Origin of the sequence: Pseudofrankia saprophytica, assembly GCF_000235425.2 — a bacterium.
In the GTDB taxonomy this organism is placed as follows: domain Bacteria; phylum Actinomycetota; class Actinomycetes; order Frankiales; family Frankiaceae; genus Pseudofrankia; species Pseudofrankia saprophytica.
In genome coordinates this window covers 1,682,688-1,705,922 of record NZ_KI912267.1, presented here as the reverse complement: position 1 = coordinate 1,705,922, position 23,235 = coordinate 1,682,688, and the positions used below count along the sequence as shown (strand labels likewise).

Annotated in this window: 15 protein-coding genes; 6 read left to right on the top strand and 9 right to left on the bottom strand. The window is 73.7% G+C overall.

The annotated features are described in order from the left end of the window. Positions 1-4: 4 nt before the first annotated feature. Together FRCN3DRAFT_RS0241575 and FRCN3DRAFT_RS0241570 are read right to left on the bottom strand one after the other, a co-directional pair. Positions 5-3,220 (bottom strand): ATP-binding protein, encoded by a 3,216-nt coding sequence (locus tag FRCN3DRAFT_RS0241575; RefSeq protein WP_007515848.1) that lies wholly within the window; start codon positions 3,218-3,220, stop codon positions 5-7. A 14-nt stretch (positions 3,221-3,234) separates the two neighbouring features. Next, entirely contained in the window at positions 3,235-5,364 is a 2,130-nt protein-coding gene (locus FRCN3DRAFT_RS0241570; protein WP_425343372.1) for a hypothetical protein, read from the bottom strand. 811 nt (positions 5,365-6,175) lie between these two features. Between FRCN3DRAFT_RS0241570 and FRCN3DRAFT_RS0241565 the strand changes: the two genes are divergently transcribed. Next, on the top strand, positions 6,176-7,069 hold the full coding sequence (locus FRCN3DRAFT_RS0241565) for a L,D-transpeptidase family protein (RefSeq protein ID WP_232794419.1): 894 nt from the start codon (positions 6,176-6,178) through the stop codon (positions 7,067-7,069). Between the two features lie 57 nt (positions 7,070-7,126). Here the strand turns inward: FRCN3DRAFT_RS0241565 and FRCN3DRAFT_RS0241560 are convergent, their stop codons facing one another. The 3 genes from FRCN3DRAFT_RS0241560 to FRCN3DRAFT_RS0241550 form a co-directional block, all read right to left on the bottom strand. Next, positions 7,127-8,734 carry a serine/threonine-protein kinase gene (locus FRCN3DRAFT_RS0241560; protein ID WP_007515845.1) on the bottom strand — a complete coding sequence of 536 codons (1,608 nt, stop codon included), beginning with the start codon at positions 8,732-8,734 and terminating at the stop codon, positions 7,127-7,129. A 276-nt stretch (positions 8,735-9,010) separates the two neighbouring features. Further along, on the bottom strand, positions 9,011-9,799 hold the full coding sequence (gene dhaL / locus FRCN3DRAFT_RS0241555; RefSeq protein ID WP_007515844.1) for a dihydroxyacetone kinase subunit DhaL: 789 nt from the start codon (positions 9,797-9,799) through the stop codon (positions 9,011-9,013). Positions 9,800-9,860: 61 nt separating this feature from the next. Next, a complete protein-coding gene (locus FRCN3DRAFT_RS0241550; RefSeq protein ID WP_007515843.1) occupies positions 9,861-10,907 on the bottom strand; it encodes a dihydroxyacetone kinase subunit DhaK in 1,047 nt (348 codons plus the stop codon). Between the two features lie 479 nt (positions 10,908-11,386). Between FRCN3DRAFT_RS0241550 and gnd the strand changes: the two genes are divergently transcribed. Further along, positions 11,387-12,406, top strand: a complete 1,020-nt coding sequence (gene gnd / locus FRCN3DRAFT_RS0241545; protein ID WP_007515842.1) for a phosphogluconate dehydrogenase (NAD(+)-dependent, decarboxylating) — start codon at positions 11,387-11,389, stop codon at positions 12,404-12,406. Positions 12,407-12,687: 281 nt separating this feature from the next. Continuing rightward, positions 12,688-13,803, top strand: coding sequence for a DMT family transporter (locus tag FRCN3DRAFT_RS0241540; RefSeq protein ID WP_007515841.1), 1,116 nt, complete (start codon positions 12,688-12,690; stop codon positions 13,801-13,803). Positions 13,804-13,857: 54 nt separating this feature from the next. Here FRCN3DRAFT_RS0241540 and FRCN3DRAFT_RS0241535 read toward each other — a convergent pair whose 3' ends face one another. The 3 genes from FRCN3DRAFT_RS0241535 to FRCN3DRAFT_RS48945 form a co-directional block, all read right to left on the bottom strand. Then, positions 13,858-14,370 (bottom strand): NUDIX hydrolase, encoded by a 513-nt coding sequence (locus FRCN3DRAFT_RS0241535; RefSeq protein ID WP_269799877.1) that lies wholly within the window; start codon positions 14,368-14,370, stop codon positions 13,858-13,860. Between the two features lie 161 nt (positions 14,371-14,531). After that, positions 14,532-16,049, bottom strand: a complete 1,518-nt coding sequence (locus tag FRCN3DRAFT_RS0241530; protein WP_007515839.1) for a dihydrolipoyl dehydrogenase family protein — start codon at positions 16,047-16,049, stop codon at positions 14,532-14,534. A gap of 65 nt (positions 16,050-16,114) precedes the next feature. Next, complete coding sequence (locus FRCN3DRAFT_RS48945; protein WP_007515838.1) at positions 16,115-18,313, bottom strand: glycerol-3-phosphate dehydrogenase/oxidase; 2,199 nt, start codon at positions 18,311-18,313, stop codon at positions 16,115-16,117. A gap of 386 nt (positions 18,314-18,699) precedes the next feature. On the opposite strand from FRCN3DRAFT_RS48945, the gene FRCN3DRAFT_RS48940 reads away from it, so the two are divergent. The 3 genes from FRCN3DRAFT_RS48940 (at position 18,700) to FRCN3DRAFT_RS0241510 (ending at position 21,615) form a co-directional block, all read left to right on the top strand. After that, the gene (locus tag FRCN3DRAFT_RS48940; protein ID WP_007515837.1) at positions 18,700-19,221 is read left to right on the top strand and encodes a MarR family winged helix-turn-helix transcriptional regulator; all 522 of its coding nucleotides are present in this window, start codon (positions 18,700-18,702) and stop codon (positions 19,219-19,221) included. Positions 19,222-19,294: 73 nt separating this feature from the next. After that, the gene (locus FRCN3DRAFT_RS0241515) at positions 19,295-20,467 is read left to right on the top strand and encodes an acyl-CoA dehydrogenase family protein (protein ID WP_007515835.1); all 1,173 of its coding nucleotides are present in this window, start codon (positions 19,295-19,297) and stop codon (positions 20,465-20,467) included. A 17-nt stretch (positions 20,468-20,484) separates the two neighbouring features. Beyond that, on the top strand, positions 20,485-21,615 hold the full coding sequence (locus FRCN3DRAFT_RS0241510) for an acyl-CoA dehydrogenase family protein (protein ID WP_007515834.1): 1,131 nt from the start codon (positions 20,485-20,487) through the stop codon (positions 21,613-21,615). A gap of 215 nt (positions 21,616-21,830) precedes the next feature. On the opposite strand, the gene FRCN3DRAFT_RS0241505 is transcribed toward FRCN3DRAFT_RS0241510, so the two are convergent. Next, positions 21,831-23,198, bottom strand: a complete 1,368-nt coding sequence (locus FRCN3DRAFT_RS0241505; RefSeq protein WP_007515833.1) for a hypothetical protein — start codon at positions 23,196-23,198, stop codon at positions 21,831-21,833. Between the last annotated feature and the right edge of the window lie 37 nt (positions 23,199-23,235).

Genomic DNA, 23,235 nt, shown 5'->3' with positions numbered 1-23,235 from the left:
TTCCTCAGCTCCCCCCGCCCGCCACGTGCTTCTCCAGCAGGTGGGTCATCTGACGATGCAGCTTCGCGAGGTCACCTGACACGCAGGCCAATCGCAGCGCGGCGTGCAGATGCTCCTCGGACACGCCGCCGGCGAGCGTGCGTACGGCGGTCGCGAAGCGGCTCGTGGTCAGGTCGCCGAGCACGACGGCGTCCATGCCTGGTGCATAGCGTGCGCTGCCGCGCAGCTCCTCGAACTGTGCGGCGACGGTCGTCGCCACGATCGACAGGCCGCGGCGGCGCCAGTCGGCCGTGTCCGGGTGCGGGCGGTCAGCTCCGGGTTCATCGCGCGCCGCGTGCAGGGTTCGACGGACGTCCTGGTAGCGGTACTGGCCGGCGGTCCAGCGGCGGGTGTCGGCGGCGTCCATCGGGGCGCCGACGAGGAGGCGCCTGAGGGTGTCCGCCAACCGGGTGGCGAAGTCGTCCGGGTCGACGTAGCCGCGCAGCAGGGTCGCACGGGCGGCCACGGACCGGTCGACCGCGTGCGCGAGCAGGCAGTCGCGGGTGCGTTCCGGCAGGGCCAGCAGCTCGTGGCGCAGCGCGGCAACGGGGACGGGTGGTGGCTGGCCGAGCAGGTGCGCGAGGCCGATGACCTGGTGGGCGGCGACCGCCTCCACCCAGACGACGAGGCGCGGGTCCTCGGCGAGGTGGGACGCGTCGTTGATCTGCCAGAGGGTGCAGGCGGCGCGCTGGCAGTCCAGGCCGCACAGCTCGCTGCGCCGTCCCCCGAGCGGCGCGCCGTCGTAGCGGGCGCCGGCCGGCGTCTCGCGGTGGGAGCCGGGCGTCATCCGGGTGAGCACCGGGCGGTCCATACCGTCGACCGCGACCGCTGCCACACCCGGCGGGAGTGACACCACCAGCTCGGACTGCTCGTCGCGCAGGTTCATCGTCGAGCCGACGGCCAGCCGGTCCTCGGCCGAGGGCAGCCGGTGCATCACCTTCAGCGCGGTGTTCTTCAGGACGTCGGGGAGGATCTTCGACGGGATCTGCTCGACGACGAGCACGCCCTCGCCGTAGGCGCGGATCTCGGCGAGCAGCGAGGCGAACAGCTCGACGGCCGCGGCCGCGGGGCCGTCCTCGACGTTCTTGAGCAGCCGGTGCGCCTCCTCGACGACGAGCACGTGCCGCAGCTCGTCGGTGCCGGTGTTGCCCCACCGGACCCGCAGATGCTCGACGATCCGGATCAGGACCGCGCCGATGAGGAACGCCTTGTCCTGGTCGTTGGTGATGTCCTCGAGCTCGAACACGACGTTGCGGGTCAGCAGCTCGGCGATGTCGAGCGGATGACCGCCCTCGAAGAAGCGGCCCGGCCGGCCGTCGCGCAGCGAGCCGATCCGGATGTCGACGAAGCCGCGGACGTTGTCGGTGATCTCCTTGCCATAGCCGATGCTCTCGACCACGACCGTGGCGGTGCGCTGCAGGTCGCCGAGTGTCGGGTAGCGACGGCGAGCCGGCTCCAGCGGCTCGTCGTCGCGGAAACGTGGCCGGTGCTCCGGGCGCATCCGATCGGCGACCAGGTCCCAGCCCGCCTCGGTGTAGCAGACGGTCAGCGCCTTGGAGAGCACCTGCGGGAACGGTTCCTGCGCCTCGAACGCGGCCAGGAACAGCGCGCGGACCAGGTCGAGGTGGCTCTGCACCGGGAACCCGGGCTCGGGCTCCAGCGGGTTGAGCCCGGCCGGCGGGGCGTCGTACTGGCCCGGCTTGATCACGACCACGTCGCTGTGGCCGGCCAGCCGGCCGGCCATCCGGGCGTATTCGGCCTTCGCCGGCTCCAGCACCAGCCATGGCACCGGATCCGCGGCCCGGGCGAGGGACTCGAGCAGGGAACGGACTGTCTGGGACTTGCCGGAGCCGGTCGCGCCGCAGACGAAGGCGTGCCGGTTGAGCGTCGAGCGCGGCACCGGCAGCACCCCGGCGGGCGACCACCCGGCGTCGAGCACCTGGCCGAGCACGAACCCGTCGCCGGGGGAGCCCTTCACGAAGGAAGAACCGTTCAGCGCCGGCGCCGGCGCCATCGGCGCGGTGGTCGCGAGCACCCCCTCCGGGGTGACGTCGAAGGTGTGCGGGGTGACCAGCGTGATCCCGGGCAGCTCGCGGCGCGGCGGCCGGGCGAGCGCGGCGACCAGCTCGCCGCCGGCCCGGAACGGGAACGTCGCCGCGACCCCGGCGGTGGCCGGCCCGCCGACGGGTGGGCTAGGAGCGCGAACCGGGCCCGGCTGGCCGGTGCCCACGCCGGGGACCGGCCGGATAGGCCCGGGCCCGCCTGGACCGGCGGTCACCGCCTGTGGCGCGGTGGCGGGCCGCGGCCGCTCGGGCAGGCCGAGCGCCTCGGCCAGCGACGTCGGACGCCCGCCCGCCGGGGTCAGCAGGTAAGGCAGGTCGTCGAGGTCGCCGGCGCCGCACAGGAGGGCCGCGGTCAGCCGCGCCTCGGTCGTCGACGGGGCGCCGACGAGCACCCGCGCATCCCACATCCCGGTCGCTCGCGAGCGGGTGAGCTCGCGGTAGCGGGCCTCGGCGCGTTCCAGCTCGAGGCGGGCGTGCTCGTCGCGCTCTCGCTGACGCAGGAACGGGATCATGCGGAGCAGGTCGCCGCGCTCGGTGTCGACGACTCCCGTTGGTACCGGCTGCGCGATCACCAGCCAGGCGTAGGCACCCGGCAGGTGAGCGGCGTAGTCGTCGAACGAGCCGTGCCGCGCCGGGCCGCGGTCGCCCCGGCCGCCACCGCCACCGCCACCGGCGGCACCGGCACCACCGCCACTGCCACTGGTACCGGCGGTCGCCCACAGCGCGTCGGCGGTCCCCTCGCAGCGCAGCCAGCTCGGAAAGCCGGTCAGCGCCGCCACGACGTCGGCGGTGTCGACGGGCACCCCGGTGCTGCCCGGCGGATAGAGCACCGGCGGTGCCGTGCCGTCGGACGCCCGTGCCACCGCGGCGCGGGCCGGTGGGAAGTGGGGGCTGCCACCGACCAGGACCCGCAGGTGCGGATCGCCCGGGACCCGCACCCAGGCGACCGCGATCGCGGGCACACCCGTGCCGCCCGTGCCGCCCGTGCCGCCGGTCAGGTCGGCGTGCGACGCGATGAGCGCGGCGAACAGCTGGGCCGGCGCCGGGTCGGGCCGGTCCGCCGGGTCCGGCGGGCGAGGGACGGAGAGCAGCCGGTGGAAGCGGAACCCTTCCAGCATCACGATCCCCCGGACTACTGCTGTCCCGGCCAGTTGTACGGCTGCCGCGGCTGCTGGTACGGGTAGCCGCCAGTACCACCCGCCGGCGGATAACCGCCGGTCCCGCCGGAGGGCGGGTACGCCTGCTGGTAGGGGCCGGGGTAGGTGGGCTGCTGCTGCGGGTATCCGGGCGGCGGCTGCTGGTAGCCCGACTGCGGGGCCGGGATCTGCTGGGTGGGGGTGATGCCGCCGGCACCCGAGTGCGGGTCCGCCGGGTTCGGCACCGCGGTGAGCTCTCGGGGCAGTGGCGCGACCTTGGGCAGCAGCACCAGGCCCGGGTTGCAGTCACCGGGGCGGACGCGGCCGGGGCCGCTGCCTGTGCCGACCAGGATGAACGCCGTCGCTGCCAGGCTCTGCAGCACGGTCGGCTCGACCGTGTAGTCCTTCTCCCGCGCCACCGTGACGCCCGCGTTCTGGTTGACCGCGGCGGAGACGTTGACGGTGTTCGTCCAGGTCGACGAGTGCGACGTCGTGGTCGAGCTGTTCCAGCTGTCACCGCTGGACCGCCCGCCAGGCGACCACCCGCGGTTGCCGCCCTCCCCGCGGCTGTGCGAGGTGCCGTCCTGCTCCCCGTAGCTGTTCGCGAAGCCCTCGGTGAAGCTTGTGCCGACCTGGTTGGTCAGCTGGGAGAGCACGAACCGGAATCCCTTGCCGATGTGCTCGGCCGCGGCCGCCGCCTCGCGCGAGTTGCCCAGCCGCATGAAGATCGTCGCGCTGTGGCCGGTGCCGATCAGCCTCTCGGCATCGTCGCTGAGGTTCTTGAACAGCAGGACCAGCCGGACGCGGGATACCTCCGCCTGGCCGGTCAGCGCCGTCAGGGTGTCGCGGCCGAGGTGGTCGGCTCCCGCGATCACCACGACGGTGCCGGCGCCGGCGCGGCCGTTGTTGCGCAGCTGGTGCAGCAGCATCTGGACGAGCACCCGGTCGGTCAGCAGCTTGCGCCGTCCCGAGCCGCCTCGCCCCGCGCTCGTCGTCGCCAGCACGCGCAGCCCGCCCGCGTTCGGCCACCACTCGCGCGACGTGGCCGCCGGGGCGCCGGGCTGGGCAGCCGGATCGTGGCCGGCGAGCGTCTCGAACTCGGTGCGCAGGAAGCTGATCTGGTCCGCCGTCCGCTCGCGCCCGCCGAGGTCGTGCATCCGCTGCTGCAGGGCTGAGACCTCGTACTCGGTGAACACACCTTCGTAGATCGCCGAACTCTGGTTGTCGAGGATGCGCAGCGCGGCGGCGAACCGCGCGAAGGTCAGTGGCGCGCTGATCGACGACGCCACGGCGCGCAGGATGTTGAGGTCGATGGCGCGCAGGCCGGCGTCGCCGCCTCCCCGGCGGTCCGCGTCGAAGGCGTCGGCGAACATCTCGGCGGCCTCCCGTGGGTCCAGCCCATCGAGCAGGTCGACCCGTTCCAGGGAATTCGGCAGTTCCCGGACCTCGACGGACGGGGGCGTGGCCGCATTGTTTGCGAGCATGACCAGGCCGGCGCCGACACTGAGCTCGCTGAGATCGAGCAGCAGGACACCGGAGCCGCCCGCGAGCAGCGACGCGCCGCCGGTGGCCAGGATGCTGGTCCAGCCGGCACCGGTCCCACCGAAGATATCGACGCGAGCTGGGGCCGCGGGATCCAGCGGATAGAACTCCATCGCGGATCCGACGCGGTACTGCTCGGTCTGGTCGTGGTCGTGCAGGCGCCGCTGCCATTCGGCGTATACGGCCTGAAACTCCTGTTCACGGCGGGCGACCTCGGCCTGATAGCGCTCGGTGAGGCCCTTCACCTGATTGTTGATCGTCTGGATCGGCACGAAGTACCAGCAGAGCAGTCCAGCGCCGATCAGGGCTGGGAACAGGCCGGCAGGCGTCTCGGCCAGCATCCCCAGCCCGATGAGCAGGATGAGCCCGCCCACGATCAGCTTCCAGACCTTCTGCTTCAGCAGCATCTTCCGGTACTCCAGCCCGCGCAGGTCTGGCGGCTGTACCGGAATACGGGACGGCGGCCGGTTCGCCTCGGGGTGCGGGGTGACCGGGTACGGCGGGGCGAACTCCCAGCCCCAGCGCTCGTCTGGGCTGAAAATCCTGGTAACGAGCTCCTTGCTGAGTGCCTCTGCTTGTGGCATGGTCACGCGGTCACCTGCCAGTCCCCCGAATGAGCAGTAGGTAGATATATCCCCAGGCATTTATTTGCCCCCGCCCGGGGTACTTGTAGGTGGAACGTTACATCGGCCGCCTTTGGGTGCGTAAGAGGTCTCCGCGGCCCGCGCGGGGAACCAGCCGGCCAGGACGCGGGCGCCCCGTTCGGCGCACTCCGGTGGAGCAGGCCATCGTCGAAGAACGCCTGCTCGAATGCCAGGGCGCGTGCGGGCGCGGTCTGGGTGGGGGTGGCGGGAGTCGGATGGCGGGCTCCCACCACCACCGCGCGGTTGTGATCCTGGCGTGTGGTCTTCAACCCATACGCGCGTGGCGGGCGAGTCGTACCGCCATAGCGTGTTCGAGTGGCTATCGTCGGTAACAGTATTTCGTCGGGTTGACGTCGGCGGTGTCGCTACCCAGCGCCAACGTCGCTGGTGCCGTCACTGGTCACGTCCACCGGTCCACCTGTGACCTGTGACCTGTGGAGCCGTGACCGGTATCGCCGGGGCCGCCATCGGTGTTCCGGATCACTGACGCCTTGGCCGTGGTGGCGTTGGTCCGGCGCGTCGCGTCGCGCCTGGCCGCGCTGGGCCCCTCGGCGGGTGAATCGCCGAGGTGGGAGGCTGGCGAGGGGCAGACGGGGCACCGCTGGGGGCACGGAACGTCGGAAGCAGGACCGGGTGGCTTGCCGGGCCGCCCGTCGCTGACGGGATGGGAGGCGCAGGAATGGCCACGCACCGGGGCGATCGTCAGATCAGCCGGCGCTGGCCGCGTTCCCGCCGCGGAATGGTGGTCAGCGTGGCGGCCGTCGGTGCCACCCTCGTCGTGGGCACCGCGGGCGCGTTCCAGATCGTCGGGTCCGACCGCGGTCCGGCCGTCGAGCAGTCGACGGGGCACGACTCGTCCGTCGCCGGCGCCTTCGCGCTCAGCGCGCCGGGTGAGGGCACGGCCCGCGCCAGCGCGGCGCCGGGAGCCGGTGCCGACGAGGGGCTCGACAACGGCGGCGTGGGCGGCACCATGGTCTCTGGAGGGTCGAACGGCGCCGGAGAGGGGGACGCGACCACGGGCACCGGCATCGTCAGCGCCGCCACTCTCCCGGGTGTCGGCGAATGGGCCGTCTCGCGGCTACCCGCCGAGACCAGGCAGGTCATCCTCGTCAGCGCCCCTGACCGGGCGTCGACCACCAACGCGGTGACGCTGTGGCAGCGTGCCGACGAGACGTCGCTCTGGACGCGCCAGGGGCTCGCGCTCACCGGCCGCAACGGCGCGAACGGCTGGACCACCGGCCACCGCGAGGGCGACCGCCGCTCGCCGATCGGCGTGTTCAGCCTGACGGCCGCCGGCGGCAAGCTGCCCGACCCTGGGACCGCGCTGCCCTACGAGTACCAGCCGCGGTACTTCGCCGCGGGCAGTGGTGACCTCGACGATCCGATGTCGGCGGCGTTCAACTATGTCGTCGCGATCGACTACAACCGGGTCCCCGGCCGGCCTCCGTCCGACCCCGCCCGCCCGCTCGGCGAGCGGGCAGGCGGCGACATCTGGCTACACGTCGACCACAAGGCGCCGACCAAGGGCTGCGTCAGCCTTCCGCAGGACGAACTGGAGTCGATCCTTCGTTGGCTCCAGCCCGCCGGTCACCCCATGATCATCATGGGTGACGCTCCCTCCCTGGCCGCGCGGAACCTCAGCTAGCCGCGGAACCTCAGCTAGCCGCCACCACCAGGTCATGCGCGCCCGGGGCGCGGCAGATCACCAGTTGGCCGAGACCTTCACGCCACAGGACGGTTCGGCCAGGTAGACCATGCCCGGCTGGCCGGGGTCGAGCTGGACCGGGCCGTCGCCCTGGTGCGCCGTGACGAAGTCCAGCGTCCGGCCGTCGACCGCGCGCAGCGTCAGCTCGCACTCCCCGCCCTCCTCCAGATCGACGGGGTCGACCAGGATCGGCCCCTCGGCCTGGAACGCGTCCGTGTCGCCGGAATAGCTCTGCTGGGCGAAGGGCAGCGCGACGCTGCCGGAACCCGCGGTGGCGGTCAGGACACACGCCTCGTTGTTGGCAGTCCAGCGGTACTCGCCGGGGGCCGGGATCTGCAGGGTCTTGCGTCCGTAGATATCGGCGAAATGCCCCGTCTCGCCGCTGACGGTGTCGACCAGGTCGACGGTGCAGCCAGAGTCCTCCCCCTCGATCTGGTCGTCGACCGTGAGCCGCCACGGCGCGGTCGCGCTGAACTGGACGCCGTCACCGGAGCTCCCACCGTTGTCGTCGCCGTCTCCGCCGCCGCTGGTCAGCAGGAGGCCGATGACGGTGCCCGCCGCCGCGAGCAGGACCACGGCCGTGGTGCCGAGCGCGATGGCGAGCCGGCGCCGGTGCCGAGGCGGGGCAGCCGGCGGCTGTCCGTCCCCGCCACCGACGACGGTCGCGGACCACGGCCGGGTGGGCGGGACCGCCGACGAGATGGGCACGGGAGTCGACGGCGGGGTGTCGCCGGGACCGCCGGCGAGAACCCTCGTCGCCGGGAAGCTCGCGTCCCCGGGCACCGAGCCGACGAGGGCCGTGTACAGGTCCGCCGCCGTCGGCCGGTCCGAGGCCTCGCGGGCCATCGCGTTCACCACCAGCCCGCGCAGCGCCGGCGCGATCAGCTCACGGTCGACGTTGGGCTCCCCCTGCGAGACTCGATGCAGGATCACCTCGACCGGGCCGGTGCCGAACGGCGCCCGTCCGCTCGCGGCATAGCAGATCAGCGAGCCCCAGGCGAAGACGTCCGCGGCGCCCGTCGCCTCCTCACCGGACACCTGCTCCGGCGAGTGCCAGCCGGGAGTGCCCACGAAGTGCCCGTTCGTCGTCAGCGCGGCCGCGTCGGCCGCGGCCGCGATGCCGAAGTCGATGACCTTGGGGCCATGCGGCGTCCACAGCACGTTCGACGGCTTGAGATCACGGTGAACCATGCCGGTGGAATGGATCGAGACCAGCGCCTCGGCCAGGCCGGATGCCAACAGGAGCTGGTCGTCCGTGCTGAGCCGCCCGTCGACACGCACCTGATCGGCCAGGCTCGGCGCGTCCACGAACTCCGTCGCGAGCCACGGGCGAGTCGCGGCGAGATCGAAGTCGACGAGGCGCGCCGTGCGCGCGCCGCCGACCCGGAAACAGGCCTGGACCTCGCGCTGGAACCGGCGGCGGAACTCAGGGTCGTCGGCCAGGTCCTCCCGGACCAGCTTGACCGCGACCCGCCCGAAAGGGCCTTCGGCGAGAAAGACGACGCCCATCCCACCCGCGCCGAGCCGGCCCACCACCCGATGACGGCCGAGTTCCTCCGGATCGCCCGGCCGCAGCTCCTGAACCCGAACACCGGTTTCGCTCATCGTCGGCGGTGCCCCCCACCTGTCCGTTCCGCGAGGTACTGCGGGGCAAAGACGCCGCGCACGGCTGAATATGCCACTCGCCGGACAGAGCCGGAGTTCCGGTCGGGCATTTGACGGGATAGAAGGCGCCAACGGGTCTCGGGGCCCGGAGCGGACCGGGTGGAATCACGCCTTGGTGATTCGCCGGCGGGCCGCGGTCGCATACCTGCCTGCGCCGATGGCGCGGCCGCCGGTGGCGCCGCAACCGGTGGCGCGGCCGCTGATGGCGACCGCGATTTAGGCCAGGGCGGAGTCGAAGAAGAGGGCGACGGTGAGGGCGCCGGGGTCGAGAACCCCGCGGGCGAGGTCGCCGACATAGGCGGCGCGGCCACGGCGGGCGCGCATGGACTCGGTGGCGAGCGCGCCGGCGCGCGCGGCCTCGGCGGCCAGCGCGACGCCTCCCGCCACGTCCAGGCCGTCGGCGACGGCCGCCGCGAGCGCGTCGGCCGCGGGGGCCATCGCGTCGACCATGGTCTTGTCGCCGGGACGGGCCTTGCCGAGGCGCTGGACGGTGGCCGTTCCGACGTCGACGCCCTTCGCGAGCGCGGCCAGCGTCATCACCGGCGCGTCGCTGGCCTGGCCGATGCCGCGAAACCACAGGCCGAACAGCGGGCCACTGGTGCCGCCGGTGTTGAGGAAGCCGTGCGCGACGCCGAGGAACAGCTCGCCGGGGGTCGCCGGCGGGGCCTCGTCGAGGCGGCGCTCCACCCGGCGCAGCGCCCGGCGGATGTTCGCGCCGAAGTCGCCGTCGCCGGCCCGGCGGTCCAGCTCGCCCAGCTCGGTGGCCTCCGCCTCGGACCGCCGCTGGAAGGAGGCGATCCAGGCGTACGCCGCGTCGAGGTCGAGCCCTAGCCCTCGCCCGCTCTCCTCCCGCGAGGCCTGGTCGCCGTGCCCGGCGGATGCCGCGCTGGCTCGCTCCGGCGCTTCCGGCGCCTCAGTTGCCTCAGACGTCTCAGGCGCCGGCCGAGAGCCTTCCTGGCCAGGGGCTTCGTCGCCCGCGTCCGCGCCGATCGCCGTACCGACCATGTCGACCTGCCTCATCTGCGTCGAGGGCCCGCCGGCCCGGGGTCCAGGTGCGCCGCGCGGGCTACCAGCTCAGCGCGATCGTGCGGACGGGGGCGTCCCAGAGGGTGAGCAGCTCGTCGTCGGCCCTGGTCAGGGTCACCGAGCAGCCGGCCATGTCGAGCGACGTCACATACGGGCCGACCAGCGCCCGCTCGACCGTGATGCCGGCGGCGGCGAGGATCTTCGTCACCCGGCGGTGGATGACGGCGAGCTCCAGCCCGGTCGTCGCTCCCAGGCCGTTGGTGATCGCGATGACCCGGTCGCCCCGGCCGATCGCCAGGTCGGCGACCAGCGGGCGGATCAGCTGGTCGGCGAGGTCGTCGGCGGACGCGAACGTGCGGCGGCCGACGCCGCGCTCGCCGTGGATGCCGACGCCGAACTCCACCTCGTCGGAGGGCAGCTCGAACGACGGGCGCGCGGCGCCGGGATGCGCCCCGGCGGCGAGCGCCACGGCCATGGACCGCGACGTCGCCGCGACCCGCCGGCCGAGCGCGCTGACCCGCTCCAGGTCGGCTCCGGCCGCCGCCGCGGCCCCGACGATCTTCTCGACGACGACGGTGGCGGCCGTGCCCCGCCGCCCGGGGCCGTCGCCCGTCATCGAGGTGGTCGCCAGGTCGTCGTCGACGAGAATCTGGCTGACGATGATCCCGTCGTCGGTGGCGAACTCGGCCGCGATCTCGAAGTTCAGCACGTCACCGGTGTAGTTCTTGACGACGTGCACCACCCCCGCGCCGCCGGACGCGGCCTGGGTGGCGGCCAGGATCTGGCCGGCGGTCGGGCTCGCGAACACCGCGCCCGGGACCGCGGCGTCGAGCATCCCCTCGCCGACCATGCCGACGTGCAGCGGCTCGTGGCCGGAGCCGCCGCCGGAGACGACCGCGACCCGTCCGGGGGGCGCCGGCTCGGCGCGCGCGACGAAGCTGGGGTCCCGGTTCCAGCGGATCAGTCGAGGGTAAGCGGCCTCCAGCCCTTCCAGGGCCTCCTCGACGACGTCGTCCGGATCGTTGACGAACTGCCGGCGCGGTGTGCTGACGATGATCTGATCCGGTATCGCGTCCTGAGCGGTCATCGTCGACGACACTCCGTCTCACCCGACTCGGGGTCTCACCCGACTCGGGTCTCACTCAACTGGGGGCACCGCGGTCTGCCATCGACGGCGGCCGGGAGGGCTCTGTCGGGTCTACACCCGCGCCCACCACGGGATCAAGAACCGCCCCGGCCAGTCGCGGATGCCGCCGAAAGCCCCCGTGCCGGCCGTCCGGGCGGTGGCGCGTGGCGAACCGGTTACGTCGAGGGGTCTACTGTCCCAGCGCCCAGGTCGGGCGGCGACGGACGGAGTATGAAGAACCCGGGCGATCACACCTCGCTGGCCGGCCCTCCGGACCGGAAGACGGACGACCCCGCTTACCGCGCGGGTCGTGGCCGGGCCGGCACGGGTGGTGGCGATAGTGAGGGTAGGGCCGGTCGAGCCGGTGGTAGGTCGGTAGGCGACAGGGGCGGTGGCCGCGGTTGGCGGCGGCGCCCGGTGCGGGGACGAGCGGAGACGACATGCAACTGGGGATGATCGGCCTGGGCCGGATGGGCGCCAACCTGGTGCGCCGGCTTCAGCGGGACGGCCACGAGTGCGTCGTGTACGACGTCAGCGCGGACGCCGTCGCCGCGCTCGCGGCCGAGGGGGCGACGGGAACGAACTCGCTGGAGGAGTTCGCCGCGGCGCTGACCACCCCGCGCGCGGCCTGGGTGATGGTGCCGGCCGGGCTGACCGGCGAAACGGTCTTCCAGCTCGCCGACCTGTTCGAGCCGGGCGACATCATCATCGACGGCGGCAACTCGTACTACCGCGACGACATCGAGCGGGCCAAGACGCTGGTGCCGAAGGGCATCCACTACGTCGACGTCGGCACCTCGGGTGGCGTCTTCGGCCTGGAGCGCGGCTTCTGCCTGATGATCGGCGGTGAGCCGGACGTCGTGAAGCGGCTGGAGCCGCTGTTCGCCACCATCGCCCCGGGCGTCGACACGGCGCCGCGCACCCCCGGCCGCTCGGGCGAGCCCACCCAGGCCGAGCAGGGCTACCTGCACTGCGGCCCGATCGGGGCCGGCCACTTCGTGAAGATGATCCACAACGGCATCGAGTACGGCATGATGGCCGCCTTCGCCGAGGGCCTCGGCGTGCTGAACAAGGCGGGCATCGGCCGGACCTCGGCCGCCGGCCACGACGCGGAGACCACCCCGCTCACGCACCCCGAGTACTACCAGTACGACTTCGACATCCCGGAGGTCACCGAGGTGTGGCGGCGCGGCAGCGTCGTCGCCTCCTGGCTGCTCGACCTGACCGCCGTCGCCCTCGTCGAGGACCCGGAGCTGGCCTCCTTCGGCGGCCGGGTGTCGGATTCCGGCGAGGGACGCTGGACGGTGCTCGCCGCCGTCGAGGAGGGCGTCCCGGCGCACGTGCTCACCGCGTCCCTCTACGAGCGCTTCAGCTCCCGCGGCGAGTCCCTCTACTCCGACAAGATCCTTTCCGCCATGCGCAAGCAGTTCGGCGGCCACCACGAGAAGCCCGCGAGCTGACCCGACCGCCGCCGTGCCCTGCCAGGCGTACGAGAACTCGTCCGCCCGTCCGCCTGGCGGGGTATGCAAGCCGGACGAGGAGACGGCCGCGCCTCGCGTCCGTAGCCTCTTGTCCATGACCTTCACGGCGCTCGCGCCGCCCGCCGCGTAAGGCGGGCCGCAGGGGAAGACCGCCGCGCCGGTCCTCGCCGATCTGAGATCGGCCTGAGGGAGTCCGGCGCTCTGGTCGTGCTGCCCGCATCCGGGATCTGCGACCATCACATCCCCTTGCGGAGAGCGCCGTGTCGAATGTTGGCGCCAGCCTGCCTGTACGGCGGGGGCTGGCTTACCTGGCTATTGCCGGGATCACCTGGGGCACCACCGGAACGGCGGTGGACCTCGTCTACCAATCGAGCAATCTCGGACCCATCGCGGTCTCCTTCTGGCGTTTCGTCGGCGGCTTTGCCCTGCTGCTCCTGGCCGGGATCCCGCGGCGGATCCGTCCGGCGCGAGTGGACGGCGCCCGCGCCGCCCGTCCGGCCGGCGTGCGCCCGGACCTCGCCTCGCCGGGGGTCACCGCACCCCAAAGGGCCCGTGCCCGGGCCGGCGGGGCGGCGAGGCGTCGGCTCCTCGTACGGATCGGGTCAGGCGTGGGCCTGGCCGTGTTCCAGACCGCCTACTTCGCGTCGGTCGCGGTGACCGGGGTCGCGGTGGGCACGATCGTGACCCTGGGGGCGGGGCCGGTCCTGGTCGCGCTGGGGGCCCGGCTCGCTCTGGGCGAGCGGCTCGGAGCCGGCGCCGTGGCGGTCGTGGGCGCGGTGGCGGGGCTGGGAGTCCTCGTCCTGGGAAACCAGGGTGGTGCGGCCCGTCCCCTGGGCGTCGCGCTGGCGCTCCTGTCGGCCGCCGGTTACTCCCTGACGACGCTGCTCGCCCGGTGGGCCGGGCAGGCCGGGGGACCCGGAGGAGCCGGGACAGGGGACGAGCCCGCGACGCTGACGGCGTGGGCCTTCGGCATCGGCGGGGCCGCGCTGCTGCCCTGGGCCGCCGCCAGCGGGCTCCTGCCCCATGCCGCCGGCCTCGGCCGAGTCCTGCTCCTGCTCGGGTACGTGGCGGCGGTGCCGACGGCGCTGGCGTACCCGCTCTACTTCGCTGGCGCCGCCGTCGTGCGGGCCGCGACCACGGCGACGGTGCTCCTGCTCGAACCGGTCAGCGCCGCGGTCCTCGCGCTCACCCTGCTCGGCGAGCGACTGACGGCCGCGACCCTGGCGGGAGCCCTCCTTCTCCTGACCGCCGTCATCGGCCTGGCGGCGGCAGAGTCCCGTCAGGCAGAGTCCCGTCAGGCAGAGCCCCGTCAGGCAGAGCCCTGCCAGGCAGAGCCCCGCCAGGCAGGGGCCCGCCTGGCAGGACCAGCGGGGTGATCGCGATGTCGAGGGCGTCTCCAGACAGCGGCGCCACCCCGAGCTCCGAAAAGATCACGGATGGGAGCCGAGCTGGTCGAGGAGGCGGTCGAGGAAGGGGAGCTGGCCGCGGACGAGCTTGGCGCGGGCGGTCGGGAGGTCGAACCATGCCACCCGGTCGACCTCGGGGAAGGTCCGGACCCGTCCTGAGCCGCGGGGCCATTCCAGCTCGAAGGTGTTGCTCACGGCGGCGGCCGGGTCGAAGTCGCCGCGCAGCGCGTAGGCCGTGACGACCTTCCCGCCGGACTGGCGCACGTCACCGAGCTCGATCCACGGGCCGTCGGGCGGCGCCGATCCCAACTCCTCGGCGAACTCCCGGGCCGCGGCGACGCGTAGGTCCTCGTCCGGCTCGGACTCGCCCTTCGGGATCGACCAGGCGCCCTCGTCCTTGCGTGCCCAGAACGGCCCGCCCATGTGCGCGATGAGCACCTCGAGCCCATCCGCCACATCTCGGTACAGCAGCAGCCCCGCGCTGTGCCGTGTCCGCGCAGGAATCGGACCCCACCCTCCCGTTGCTGACCACCTCAACCGAGCGTACGACGCCCTGCCACGCCGCCCTCACGGCTCGCTGCTGGGCATGATCGCGATTTCTGCCCTCCGGGGGTCGTGGCCGCGGCACTTCCGCGACCGCCGGAGGGCGCCAACGCCGATCAGGCCAACGCCGATCAGGCCAACGGGTCGCGGCGCGGCTAGAGGCCGTAGGTCTCCAGGAGGCGGAGCCAGACCTCGCTGACGGTGGGGAACGACGGGACGGCGTGCCAGAGGGTGTCGAGGGGGATCTCGCCAACGAGGGCGATCGTGGCCGAGTGGAGCAGCTCCTGGACGTCCTGGCCGGTGAAGGTGGCGCCGACGATGACGCGGCGGTCCTCGTCGACGACCAGCTGGGAGGTGCCGACGAGGCCGACGCCGCGTACGGACGAGCCGGCGACGCCGGTGGTCGGGACCAAGACGGCCCGGACCCGAAGGCCGGCGTCGCGCGCCGCGGCCTCCGTCAGACCGACGGCCGCCACCTGCGGGTCGGTGAACGTCACCCGGGGGATGGCGCGGCTGCCGGCGACCTCGACCGGCTCGGCGCCGGACGGGTCGGTACGGCCGGCGACGATGTCGGCGACGATGCGCGCCTGGTACTTGCCCATGTGGGTCAGCAGCGCCCGCCCGTTCACGTCGCCGACGGCGAACAGCCAGCCGTCGTCGCCGGCGCCCTCGTCGCCCTCGTCACCGGACCCGGTCGCCGTCCGCACGCCGACCGCGCGCAGGTGGTTGTCGACCTCGACCGGGCGGCCGGGCGTCAGGCCGACCGTCTCCAGGCCCAGGTCGTCGGTGGCGGGATGCCGGCCGACCGCGACGAGGATCTCGTCGGCCTCGACCTGGTCACCGTTGTCGAGCGTCACGACGACCGGGCCGCGGCGCTCGTCGTACGCCGCCTGCTGGCGGCGCACCGCGGTGACCTTCTGCCCGGTCCGGACCGTGATCCCCTCGGACTCGAACGCCTCGGCGACCTCCTTGCCGACGAACGGCTCCTCGTGGGCGAGCAGCCCTTGCTGGCCCTCGACGATCGTCACCTCGACGACGCCGAGCCGGCGGAACCCCTGCGCGAGCTCGGTGCCGACGGCGCCGCCGCCCAGCACGACCATCCTGCGCGGAACGGTCGTGGCGCCGGTCGCCGACCGGTTGTCCCACGGCTCGACCTCGGCCAGGCCCGGAATCGGCGGCCTGACCGCCGTCGTCCCGGTCGCCAGCACCACCGCCCGGCGCGCCGCCAGCCGGCGGGGCTTCCCGTCCGACTCGTCCGGGACCACGGTCTTCGTCGTGTCCACGTCGACGAGCCGCCGGCCGGCGAGCCGGCCGCGACCCCGGACGATCGTCACCCCGCGGTCGCGCAGCCAGGGAACCTGGCCCTTGTCCGAGAATCCGCCGACGATCTCGTCCCGGCGGGAGAACGCGGCGGCCGCGTCGATCTCTCCGGTCACCGCACCGGCCGCGCCCGGCACGCGCCGCGTAGCGGCGAGCACGTCGCCGGGGCGCAGCAGCGTCTTGCTCGGCATGCAGCCCCAGAAGGAGCACTCGCCGCCCACCCGCTCGTGCTCGACGACCGCGACCGACAGACCCGCCTCGGCGAGCCGGCCGGCCGCCACCTCCCCGGCCGGCCCAGCCCCGATGACGACGACGTCGAACGTCTCCACGCCACCCGCGTCCGCGTTGCTCATCCGGCGCCACCTCGTCTCCGGCCCGACCGCGCTCGGCCGACGTGCCCAGGCTAGACGGCTTCGGGCTAGGCGGCGGTGCCGCCGGAGTGGTCGGGGCCGGTGTCGTCGGTGGCCGGGTCGGTCGGATGGGCGCGGGAGCCGGCGATGCCGCCGATGACGACGCGGCGGGCCGCCCGCAGGCCGGCCGCCGCGCTGGCGGCGGCCGCGTTGATCGAGACACCGCCGGCGGGAGTGGGCGGCTCGGCGTCGTGATCCGCGTGCGTCGGCTCCGCGGCGGCTGGCTTGGGGCGGGGAGCGGCTGGCTTGGGGTGGGGCGTGGCGCGGACGGAGGGGAGACGGCGGGCGTCGGGAGCGGCGAGGCGGGCGGCGTCCGCGGCCGGGTCGTCGCCGGCACGCTGAGAGGCGCGCTCGGCGGCGACGCGGGCCTCGTACAGCTCGACCTCGGCGCCTACCCGCGCCTCGTCCCAGCCGAGGACCGGGGCGATCAGCTCGGCCACCGGGCGGGCGGCCGCCAGGCCTCGGTCCGGTGCCTCGAAGGAGATCCGCGTCCGTCTGGCCAGCACGTCCTCCAGGTGCAGCGCGCCCTCGTGCGTGGCCGCGTACACCGCCTCGACCGCCAGGTAGGCCTCGGCACCGGGCAGCGGCGCGGCCAGTCGCCGGTCGGCGATGACCATGTCGACGAGTTCCTCGGCGAGGGTGCCGTACCTGCGCAGCAGGTGCTCGATCCGGGCGACGTGCAGGCCGGCGCGCTCGGCGAGCCGCTCCCGCCCGTTCCACACGGCGAGGTAGCCGTCGGCGCCGAGCAGCGGGACCTTGTCGGTACACGACGGCGGGACGGTCCTCGGCAGCCCGGCCACCGCCGCGTCGACCGCGTCGGCGGCCATCACCCGGTAGGTCGTGTACTTCCCGCCGGCGACGGTCGTGAGCCCGGGCGCGGCGGCGACGACGGCGTGCTCGCGGGACAGCTGCGCCGTGTCGTCGGACTGGCCCGCGAGCAGCGGGCGCAGGCCGGCGTACACGCCGACGATGTCGTCGTGGGTGAGCGGGGTGCGCAGCACCCGGTTGACCTGGTCGAGCAGGTAGTCGATGTCGGCGCGGGTCGCGGCCGGGTGGGCCAGGTCGAGGTCCCAGTCGGTGTCGGTGGTGCCGATGATCCAGTGGTTGCCCCACGGGATGACGAACAGCACGCTGCGCTCGGTGCGCAGGATCAGCCCGGTGGCGCCCAGCAGGCGGTCACGCGGGACGACCAGGTGGACACCCTTGGACGCGCGCACGGACACCGGCCCCCGCCGGCCCAGCAGCGCCTGCACGTCGTCGGTCCACACGCCGGTCGCGCTGATCGTCCGCCGTGCCCGGACGCGGATCTCCTGGGATCCCGAGCCGTCGCCGGTGCCGGTGCCGTCGCCGGTCTCCAGGTCGCGCACGACCGCGCCGGTCACCCCGTCGCCCTCCCGCAGCAGGTCGACGACCTTGGCGGAGGTCACGACCGCCGCGCCGAAGCGGGCGGCGGTGCGGGCGACGAACATCGTGTGCCGGGCATCGTCGACCTGCCCGTCCCAGTACTGGATCGCGCCCACCAGTGCGTCCGGACGCAACGACGGGAACTCGCGCAGCGCCGCCTTGCGGGTCAGATGCCGGTGCATCGGCAGGCCGCCGGCGCGGGGCCACTCCCCGCTCGGCGAGGCCACCGGTTCCGGGAGGTCCGCCGGGAGGTCGGCGATCCGGGAGGGCAGCAGCCGGGGAGGTCTGCGGGTCGGCCGTGGGGCGCTGGAGCCGGGGCCGCCGATCCGGGACAGGCCCTGCCCGAGGGTGTCGTACAGCAGCACCCCGCTGCCGATGTAGGCGCGCTCCCAGCCGTGGTGGGTCAGCGGCAGCAGGAACTGCACCGGACGGACCAGGTGCGGGGCGAGCGTGTCCAACAGCAGCGTCCGCTCCCGCAGCGCCTCGCGCACCAGCGCGCCGTTGAGCTGCTCGAGATAGCGCAGACCGCCGTGGATCAGCTTGCTGGAGCGGCTGGAGGTGCCGGCCGCCAGGTCACGGGCCTCGACGAGGGCGACGGACAGGCCGCGGGACGCCGCGTCGAGCGCCGTGCCGGCGCCGGTGACGCCGCCGCCGATGACCAGGACGTCGAACGTCTCCTCGGCGAGGCGTCGCAGCGCCGCCGCCCGCGCGTCCGGACCGAGCTGGCCTGGGCCGCCGGCTCGTTCGACGGTCTGGGCGTTCGGGGCCGGGGCTGGGCCGGCCGAATGGGCCGATCCGGTCATCGGGTGTACCTCCTGGCTCCTGCGACCGGGGAGTGGGCCGGCGCGTGGCCGCCCGACACCATCGTGCCGGGCGTCGTCGCCGGCCGCCGACGGGGCCGGCGACTCAGTCGGGATAGTGGTCCGATGTCGGGCGGCGACCGGGCAGACTGTCATACGGTTTCAGTTGCCTAACTCAACCAAATTTCTTCAGGCCTGCCCGCCCCTGCCCGCGGCCGCGGGCAGGGGCGGGCAGGGCCCGTCGCCTGGCGCAGCCTCGTACCCGCGGCCCGTTCCGGGCGCTGGTTCGGGGGAAGGGCGACTGACGAAGACGAAGTTGGCGTGTTCAGAGCCCGATCCAGGTGGATCCAGGTAGTAGGGGGCAAGGATGGCGGTACCAGGGGAGCAGGATGACGCGACGGCCTGCTGAGCCCGGGCGTGAGGACCTGGCCGCGGCCATCTACAGCGAGCTCGCGCAGCTGGTCCGGCGGGTCCGGGGGGAGGCGAGCGAACTGCATCCGGGGCTGTCGCTCGCGGCGTACTCACTGCTGCTGTACCTCGCTGAGGTGGGTGAGGCGCGGGCGGCCGACCTCGTCGCCTTCTTCCGGCTGAACAAGTCGACGGTGAGCAGGCAGCTGACCGAGCTGGTCGCCGCGGGCCTGGTGGACCGTGAGTCCGACCGCGCCGACAGCCGGGTCCAGCTCGTGCGGGTGAGCACCTTCGGCCAGGCGACCCTCGACGAGGTGGACAAGACGCTGCGCGCCCGGATGCAGACGCGCCTGGACAGCTGGCCCGACGAGGACCTGGCTGTCTTCGGCCGCCTGCTCGCCCGCTACAACGAGCTGCCCGACCCGCAGACGTCCCGTCCGGATGGGACCGCCGCCCGTAAGGGCGCGGCCCGGTCGGCGGCGGGACCGTCAGCTGTCACCTGATCCTCCGTCATGTTACTAACGAGTCAACATTGCCAACGAGTCGACGTTACCGACGAGTCGCGGAGCGAGCACCATGGACCTGACGTTCACCCCGCAGGAGGAGAAGTTCCGCACGGAGCTGCGTGGTTGGCTCGTCGCCAACATCCCGGCCGCCTGGCGGGACCCGAGCTTCTGGCGAAGCGTTTCCGACGACGAGGGCTTTGAGCTGCGCCGCGACTGGGAGCGCCGCAAGCACGACGCGGGCTTCGCGGGCATCGCCTGGCCGACGGAGTACGGCGGCCGCGGCGGCACCCCGGGAATGAAGGCGATCTACGACGAGGAGATGGCGCTCGCCAGCGCCCCGCAGTCGGCCAACGCGCTCGGCCTGACGTTCCTCGCGCCGACGGTGATGGCGATCGGCACCGACCAGCAGAAGCGCGACATCATCGGCCCGATGCTGCGCAACGAGGTGATCTGGTGCCAGGGCTTCTCGGAGCCTGGCGCCGGCTCCGACCTCGCGGCGCTGCGCACCTCCGGGGTGCTCGACGGCGACGAGTACGTCGTCAACGGCCAGAAGATCTGGACGACCAACGCCATGCACGGCGACAAGCTGTTCGCCCTGGTGCGCACCGAGCCGGGCAGCCAGGCCCACCGGGGCATCTCGATGCTGCTCATCGACATGCACCAGCCGGGAGTCGAGGCCCGCCCGCTGCGCCAGATGAGCGGCGCGAGCGAGTTCGCCGAGGTGTTCTTCACCGACGCCCGGGTCAAGGCCTCCGAATGCCTCGGCGGTGTCGGCAACGGCTGGAAGACCGCGATGATGCTGCTCTCGTTCGAGCGCGGCGCGTCCGGCATCTCCCAGTACGCCACCTACCGGCGCGGCTACGACCAGATCGTCGCCGCCGCGCGTCGGCTCGGCCGGGACACCGACCCGACGCTGCGCCGCGAGCTCGCGAGCCGCCTCGTCGAGCTGGAGTGCCTGCGCTACCACGCGATGCACGTGCTCACCCAGGTCGAGCAGGGCCGTGACCTCGGCTCCGAGTCGTCGATCACCAAGCTGCAGTGGTCCGAGACCTACCAGAAGCTCTTCGAGACGTTCGACCACCTGCTCGGCCTGGATGGCGTCGTCACCAGCCCGGTCGACGGTCTGGACCTCGCCTCGTTGCAGTTCGAGGCGTTCTGGACCAGGTCGGTGACGATCTGGGGCGGCTCGTCGCAGGTGCAGCGCAACATCGTCGCCGAGCGAGTGCTCGGCCTGCCGCGGTAGCGAAAAGGGGAATCGCCGTGCACTTCGCGTTGACCGACGAGCAGCGGGCACTCGCCGAGACCGTCCGCGACTTCCTCGCCGACCGGTTCGACCTGACCGCCGTGCGCGCCGTGTTCGAGGACGCCACGGGCGACGGCCACCCGGCCGAGCTTTGGAAGGCGTTCGCCGAGCAGGGCTGGCTCGCCGTGCTGGTGCCCGAGGACAACGACGGGATAGGCCTCGGCCTGCTCGACGCGCAGGTGCTCGCCCGCGCGTTCGGCGCGGGCGCCGTTCCCGGGCCGTGGCTGCCGACCGTGCTCGCGGGCGAGGCCGTCCGGCTCGCCGGCTCGCCGGCGCAGCGCGCGGCCGTGCTCGCCCCGCTGGCCTCCGGCGAGCTCGTCGCCACCGTGGCGCTGCGTGCCCCCGGCGGCTCGTTCGACCAGTCCGGGGTGGGTGTGACGGCCGAGACCGGTCCGGGAGGCGCGCGGCTGACCGGGACGGCGTCTCCGGTCGAGTACGCCGGGGTCGCCCGGACGGTGGTCGTCGCGGCGAAGGAACCGGATGGTGGGATCGGCCTCTACCTCGTCGACCCGACGTCCGAGTCCGTCACCGTCACGGCGCTCGGCACGTTTGACGGCACCACCCGCCTCGGCGCGATCACCCTCGACGGCGCCGCCGGCGAGCGGCTGCCGGAGTCGAACGCGGCCGTCCTCGCCGAGCTGAACCGGCGCGGTGCCGTGCTCGCGGCCGCCGACCTGGTCGGCATCGCCCGGGCCGCGCTGACCAGGACCATCGAGTACGACAAGACCCGGGTCCAGTTCGGCAAGGCGGTCGGCAGCTTCCAGTTCATCAAGCACACGCTCGCCGACCTGCACGTCGGCGTCCTCATGGCCGAGCACGCCGCGCTCTACGCTGCGCACGCCGTCGACGCCGCGCTGCCCGACTCCGAACTCGCCGTCGCGGTCGCCAAGGCGAAGGCGGGCGACGCGGCCGAGCGGGCGACCGGCGCCATGATCCAGTATCACGGCGGGATCGGCTACACCTGGGAGCACGAGGCGCACTTCTTCTACAAACGCGCCAAGCGCCTCGTCGGCACCTTCGGCGACACCGGCCAGCACCTCGACCGGATCGCGGCCCTCAGCATCGACGCTCCCTCACCAGTCGGCTAGCGCCGCCACCGCCACCGCCACCGCCGCCGTCACCGCCGCCGTCACCGCCAACGCGTTGGCGGGATCGCCGTTTGCGCCCTCTGGTGGTCGTGGAAGGGCCGCGGATACGACCCCCGGAGGGCGGAAATCGCGATCATGCCAGGCCGCGGAACGCGGGCTGGCCAGGTCGGGCCAGGTCGGGGCCATGCCTGGACTGGCCCCGGCCGGGCCAGACGTCAGGCGCAGTGGACCCGGCGGTCCCAGACGAGGCGCGGCGGGGTGCTGGTGGCGCTGCCGCCGTAGGTGTGCCGCCAGGTGCCGAGGACGTTCGTGAGGGCGGGCCGTATGGCCAGCACCAGCGGCGTGCCGGGTGGGACGCCGAGGTTCCCCTCCGCCGTCGGCATGCCGGCGACCCAGCGCTGGTAGAGCTCGGTGATGTCCGCGCTGATCTCCACGGGTCCGCCGGGCGCCACCGCCCCCGTGGCGTCGCCGCCGGTGGGCTGGTCGGCCGCGGCCAGGTCGCCGGCCGATTGGTCACCGGCTGGTTGCTCGCCGGCCGGTAGGTCGCCCGTTGGCCGCGTCTCGTCGTAGCGGGACCAGTTGAGGCTGCCACGGGGACGGTTCGCGACCAGGTCGAGTGTCGGGACGGTGCTCGGGACCTTCCCGGTCGCGAGGCTGGTCAGCGCCGACGGGTAGGCGGCCAGCGGGTAGGGCCCCTCGTCGTCCGGCGCTCCCTCGGTCCCGAGCAGCGTCAGCCGCAGCTCCACCCGGCTCACGCAGGCTGCCGGCGCCGGCAGCACCGGGAACACGACCTCCGCGGTGGACAGGTGGTCGTCACCGCGGCGGGGGAGGTGCTGGTACTGCCGGCCCACCGGCAGCTCGCGCGGTGAGGCCTCCAGTCGGCTCCGGTGGCCGCTGCCGGGCGCGTAGGTGGTCAGCAGGTAGGTCCGCGTCGCGGTGATCGGGATACCCGCGACCTCGTTCACCGGCGGGCGGGGCTCACCGGTCGGGTCCGCCACCGCAGTGGTGGGGGTGACGGCCGACGTGAGCGGCCGCAGCGCCGCCGGGCCGCCCCCGATGCCCAGCACCACCGAGCCGAGGGCGATGAGGATGACCGCGCCGCCAGCCATGGTCAGGAAGATCCGGCCGCCTCGGCCGGGCGCGCGAAGCGTCACCCCCAGCCGCTCGCGCATCAGCCGCTCGACCTGGCCGCCCAGCGGTTCCAACGTCGCCCGAGCCGAGCCGGACGCCGTGGCCACGGCGCGGCGTGCCGCCGCCGCGCCATCGTGCGTCCGGCCAGACCGGCGCGGGCCGCCCGAGCCGCCCGGGCCGGCTGTCGTCCGCGACGCCTCACCCGGTCTCGGCCTGGGCAGGACGATGGTCGGCGCCTCGGCGTAGGCGTAGGCGTCGGCGGCAGTCCGGCCGGCCGCTGGCGCTGGCGGCGGTGCGCTCGCGCGGTCGGACGCGGCGGAGGCGTCCGTCGCCGTCGCCGTCGCCGTAGCCGGGCCCTCCGCCGGTCTGGGGACCGCCGGTGGCCCGGGTGGCCCGGGTGGCGGGGGCGGCCGCTCGCCGCGCGCGGATGTGATCACCGAGAGGTTGTCCATGCGTGCGCTCCGGCCACCGGCTGTCCGTCGGGTCGGC